Consider the following 2500-nt stretch of genomic DNA (forward strand, 5'->3'; position numbering starts at 1 on the left):
GCTTCCTGGTAAAGCTCTCATAGTGGTCGTTCAGAGCGTAGTCGGGCACGGCAACCTCCTGGAAGATTATGGCGCCGATCAAAGCCCGGTAACAATAGATAGCAATGATTGGATGCGCACGATCACGGTTCGTTTTCCAAGATCTGATGGCGAGAGAATGGTTCGTCGCCTGGTTTTGCAGGATCCAAAGCGTCCGGTCACCATCGCGCCGGCGCGCGGCGGTTGCCGCGCTGACAGAGCCGGGAGCCAACCGGCTTCGCGTGGGCAAAGGTGCCGAATACAAAAGGCCTGCGAGCTGCGGGCGGTTGGGGGTCATGATTTGGCTTTTCTGTCCCACGGTCGGCTTCGCCTGCTTCCGACCCCTGGTGCAGGTTAAAATCGCCATCGATCACGGTCCGAACGCAAAAAGCCCGCGTGAAGCGGGCTTTTTTTGTTGGTTGCGGGGACAGGATTTGAACCTGTGACCTTCAGGTTATGAGCCTGACGAGCTACCGGGCTGCTCCACCCCGCGTCACCTCCAGGGCAAGCTCTTGCTTGCTCCGGACTCTCCAGGGCAGGCTCTTGCCTGCTCCGGATCTGAAGCAAGCGTTTGCTTGCTTATCTGGACGTAAGCCTGGGCCTATGAACAGGATGGCTTACAGATAGGTATATGGCTGACCAAATGAAAGGGCCGCTTGCGCGGCCCGTGATCCCTTGGCGGGCCTTTTCGTAGAGAGAAGATTTCAGTTTCATCCGGTTTGCGGATGAGAGTTCAACGTGCGTTTTGCAGACCTGGCAGCGACCTACTCTCCCGCGTCTTGAGACGAAGTACCATCAGCGCTGGAGCGTTTCACGGCCGAGTTCGGAATGGGATCGGGTGCAGCCGCTCCGCCATAACCACCAGGTCGGCAAAACGCACGTTATATCGAGAAGCTGTTTTTTCGTGCCAAGGCGACGTTTGTGTTTTGCTTTCGAGCGCAAGCCCGCAAGCGCGACTGCGCGTCGCCGGTTTTCCGGCGCCCTCGCGGAGCATAGGCCCTGTAAGGGCCGCTCATGCGTGAGCGCTGGTCAGATCATCGTGTTTCACGATGAGCATAAGGAATGAGAACGATCAAGCCGATCGAACTATTAGTACCGGTAAGCTTCAAGCGTTGCCGCTCTTCCACACCCGGCCTATCAACGTGGTCGTCTTCCACGGTTCTCAGGGAATACTCGTTTTAAGGTGGGTTTCCCGCTTAGATGCCTTCAGCGGTTATCCCGTCCGGATATAGCTACCCTGCTATGCGGCTGGCGCCACAACAGGTCCACCAGAGATCCGTCCATCCCGGTCCTCTCGTACTAGGGACAGATCCTTTCAATATTCCTACACCCACGGCAGATAGGGACCGAACTGTCTCACGACGTTCTGAACCCAACTCACGTACCGCTTTAAATGGCGAACAGCCATACCCTTGGGACCTGCTCCAGCCCCAGGATGCGATGAGTCGACATCGAGGTGCCAAACAACCCCGTCGATATGGACTCTTGGGGGTCATCAGCCTGTTATCCCCGGCGTACCTTTTATCCGTTGAGCGATGGCCCTTCCACGCGGGACCACCGGATCACTATGACCGACTTTCGTCTCTGCTCGACTTGTCAGTCTCGCAGTCAGGCAGGCTTATGCCATTGCACTCAGCGAACGATTTCCGACCGTTCTGAGCCCACCATCGCGCGCCTCCGTTACTCTTTAGGAGGCGACCGCCCCAGTCAAACTACCCACCATACATTGTCCCGGACCCGGATAACGGGCCGCGGTTAGACATCCATAGTAATAAGGGTGGTATTTCAAGGGTGGCTCCACCTGAGCTGGCGCCCAGGTTTCAAAGCCTACCACCTATCCTACACATGCCACTACGAATGCCAATGTAAAGCTATAGTAAAGGTGCACGGGGTCTTTCCGTCTAACCGCAGGAACCCCGCATCTTCACGGGGAATTCAATTTCACTGAGTCTATGCTGGAGACAGCGGGGAAGTCGTTACGCCATTCGTGCAGGTCGGAACTTACCCGACAAGGAATTTCGCTACCTTAGGACCGTTATAGTTACGGCCGCCGTTTACTGGGGCTTCGATTCAGAGCTTGCACCCCTCCTCTTAACCTTCCAGCACCGGGCAGGCGTCAGACCCTATACGTCGTCTTGCGACTTCGCAGAGCCCTGTGTTTTTGATAAACAGTCGCTACCCCCTGGTCTGTGCCACCCTCCTCTACTTGCGTAGAAAAGGGTCACGCTTCTTCCGAAGTTACGCGTGCAATTTGCCGAGTTCCTTCAGCATAGTTCTCTCAAGCGCCTTGGTATACTCTACCTGACCACCAGTGTCGGTTTCGGGTACGGTTTATAAGGAGGAGCTATTTCCTGGAACCGCTCCGCTGCCCGTTCAATCCGATAAGATTGGACAACTTGTGCGATCCGTCACTACCTCCAAGCCCACGAATATTAACGTGGTTCCCATCGACTACGCGTTTCCGCCTCGTCTTAGGGGCCGG

Annotated in this window: 1 tRNA gene, 2 rRNA genes and 1 pseudogene (2 of these 4 only partly in view); all 4 read right to left on the reverse strand. The window is 56.0% G+C overall.

Features of this window, described 5'->3' with window-relative positions:
• Positions 1-49: pseudogene (locus NKK52_RS20975) on the reverse strand (type II toxin-antitoxin system ParD family antitoxin); it reaches 222 nt to the left of the window's first position.
• A 385-nt stretch (positions 50-434) separates the two neighbouring features.
• Positions 435-511, reverse strand: a tRNA-Met gene (locus NKK52_RS20980).
• A 258-nt stretch (positions 512-769) separates the two neighbouring features.
• Positions 770-884, reverse strand: a 5S ribosomal RNA gene (gene rrf, locus NKK52_RS20985).
• A 202-nt stretch (positions 885-1086) separates the two neighbouring features.
• Positions 1087-2500, reverse strand: a 23S ribosomal RNA gene (locus tag NKK52_RS20990) (it continues 1388 nt past the right edge of the window).

The organism is Mesorhizobium sp. C277A, from assembly GCF_040324395.1.
Lineage (GTDB): Bacteria > Pseudomonadota > Alphaproteobacteria > Rhizobiales > Rhizobiaceae > Mesorhizobium.